The organism is Pseudoalteromonas sp. SG44-1 (genome assembly GCF_014164315.1).
Classification (GTDB): Bacteria; Pseudomonadota; Gammaproteobacteria; order Enterobacterales; family Alteromonadaceae; genus Pseudoalteromonas; species Pseudoalteromonas rhizosphaerae.
Window position 1 is genome coordinate 1 of record NZ_JACJEW010000135.1, and the last position, 2,608, is coordinate 2,608.

Consider the following 2,608-nt stretch of genomic DNA (forward strand, 5'->3'; position numbering starts at 1 on the left):
TCAAATAGGGTGTTGAATAAATCGACTATCTCGTCCGTCACGGTAATCGGCTGTTCGCTTGTATCAGCAGCAGTTTGATAATGGGCTTTGCATTCAAGTACGTTTTCATCTTCGCAATTTAAAATAAGTTGTGCTTCAAGCCACGGCTCATTTATTTGCTGGTACAAGTATTGCCCAAGTTGTTGGGGGATGTGTTTAATGTCTGGTTGCATGTGCTGTCCTTAGCGCTTTCTATATAGTTAATTATTGCTCAATGAGTACGACGATTGATTTACCTTGCTCAGCCGCATCTCTAAAGGTTACAAAGTACTTGTCTCGAACGAGGTCATAGGCTTCGGGGTTTACTTCATCAACTCCATCCTTTTCAATTTCAGCAATAATTTGCTGCCCTTCTAAGTTGCTAATATCAAAATTGTATTCTTCCTCCATTATCGCGTATAAATCTTTAACCATATCCGCAGGAAAAAAACCAAAGCTACCGCTGATATCCGCATCGGGTGGGAGTAGTTTGTGAGGATAAAAATTAAAGCTAGCAATCAATAATAAACGGCTATTACCCGCAATGGCGTCCCATAATTGCAACGCAGGCTCAAAGCCACGCAAATTTATTTCAATGCTTTGCCAATGAATGGCTTCTTTTTGAGTTATGTCTAATAACTGTTGGTATTTACTTTCATCATCACCGTCAAGCGAAGTAGGGTATCTATCTTCGTCAATAAGTGATAAGTGAATTAAACTGCTCATAGATAATAGGCTCGTGTTGTGTGATTATCGAAACTAATCAATTAAAAATAAAGGTAAATATAGTGAATCGGTTTGGCATTGCCAACCATGCATGTCTTTGCCTAACTTTGCCATAGTAAGAGCATTTAAACAGATAAAGCCTTCTTCCATATCTTTTAAATCACCAAATTTACATTCATCTTTATGCCAAGTTATGGCTTTGTCGATACTAGTTTGCCAACGTAATTCATCACCTGAGACTAAGGCCGAGATTGCTTCTAATAAAGGAAGTATATATTGCAGTACATCTTTGTCTTTAGTGTTTTTGGCTTCAAGTAAAGCAGCCTCAACATCATCTTTATTAATAGTTTGGCCTGTACCAATCGCTTTTAATAGTTCAGCGTATTGGAGTTTTGCTTGATGTTGAACGCTGGATAACTTTATTTCACTGTGTTTAAGCTTTTCTAAAACATCCTGCTCAGCAAAGAGAAGAACAACATTTAGCTCTTGTTGAATAGTCCAATCGTTATTACTCGTTTTTAATTTAGGGTCGAAGCCGCATAAAAAAGCAAACGGTGCTGCTTTTTCAAAATTGGGTTTTACTTCTGAGTGCTCTTCGAGTGCGTATTTAGCGTATGCAAGCATAAAATAGAAATCGGTTATTTTAAATACGCTATTTTTATTTTGTTCAGGGGTTCTAGTATTATCTTGAAAACGCTCTATCCATGCGGCCAAATGGCTGTTTGCACGTGAGATGTTTTCTTCTATATTTTCTATCGATAGTTGGTTTAACTGTAGCATTATCAATTCTCTATGGTAAAGGTTGTAATTTTCCTTCGACGACTTGACCGCCTTTTTCAACGGCTTCAATAACAATTTTATTTAACGGTATATCTAAGTCATTCGCATTGAATAAGTCGTTGCCTAGTGTATTTTGAGCCGGATATTTCTTGGATTTTCTCATGCTTTTAATTGTATTTTTTATCCACTTCGTGGTCATTTGATCGCCTTTCTTAGCTCCTTTAGTGAGCTCGGCGCCAGGTCCCTTAGCTTCAACGATAAAGTATTCTAGCACGTTGCCATTTTTATCCCGCTTAGCCCATACTTGGTCAAAACCGGGGCCCGGACCAAAGCCTAGCTCCATTTTCGCAGGTGGCGGGGGCTTATAAAAGTGTTGTGCCATATAGGCACTTGCTGCACGTTCACCTTTAACTTCGGTAAGCTTCGCTTTAAATGCACCAATGCGATGGCTTGAATCACCATTTTTAATAGCGTCATCTAGTTTGTTCTTATAAGCCGTTTCATAAGCAGCTAAGTTTTTATAATGGGCATCAAGGGCTGGGTTTCTGACTCGCTTAAGCGCTGTAGCCCCCTTTAAATCATTCCCTTTCGGCGGCTTAAGCTCATTGGCAACGGTTTTCTTCGGTTTACCCACTACACCTGTACTTGCCGGTGGCTCAAACTCATCGAGGGCTTTATTTACGCGATTGCCGATATCGTTTGCGGCGGTTTTAACGCCTTGGTCAATTTTTGGGGTGACTTCATCAAGCTGTTTGACCATGGCTTGCATGCCGTCAATGGCTGAGTCTGGCAGTAGGAGGTCGTATTTCCAGCTGGTTGAAATATCATTAAGAGTATCTCTAAAGCTTTTAATAACTGCTTTTACTTCACTGGCGGCTTGCTTGCCCAAATTTTGCCAGTTTATTTCCCGTAAGTATTTTACTGGGTCGCCTTTACCGAGCTTGCGTAGCACTGCAATGGCGGCTTCCATTGACTCACCACTATTTTTAATTACAACTTTACCCACACCTTTTATAGCAGAGCCTAATAATGGAACCAAACCAATGGCGGTTAGGGTAAAGGCTATCCAACCGTCGCTGTCATT

2 protein-coding genes and 2 pseudogenes are annotated in these 2,608 nt (G+C 40.1%); all 4 read right to left on the reverse strand.

What is annotated here, in order from left to right; genetic code table 11:
• Positions 1 to 212 (reverse strand): annotated as a pseudogene (locus H5187_RS23080) (DUF600 domain-containing protein); the annotation flags it as partial.
• 31 nt (positions 213 to 243) lie between these two features.
• Complete coding sequence (locus H5187_RS23085; RefSeq protein WP_182798429.1) at positions 244 to 744, reverse strand: hypothetical protein; 501 nt, start codon at positions 742 to 744, stop codon at positions 244 to 246.
• Positions 745 to 777: 33 nt separating this feature from the next.
• Positions 778 to 1,524 (reverse strand): immunity 49 family protein, encoded by a 747-nt coding sequence (locus H5187_RS23090; protein ID WP_259398159.1) that lies wholly within the window; start codon positions 1,522 to 1,524, stop codon positions 778 to 780.
• Between the two features lie 10 nt (positions 1,525 to 1,534).
• A pseudogene (locus H5187_RS23095) lies at positions 1,535 to 2,608 on the reverse strand (hypothetical protein); the annotation flags it as partial.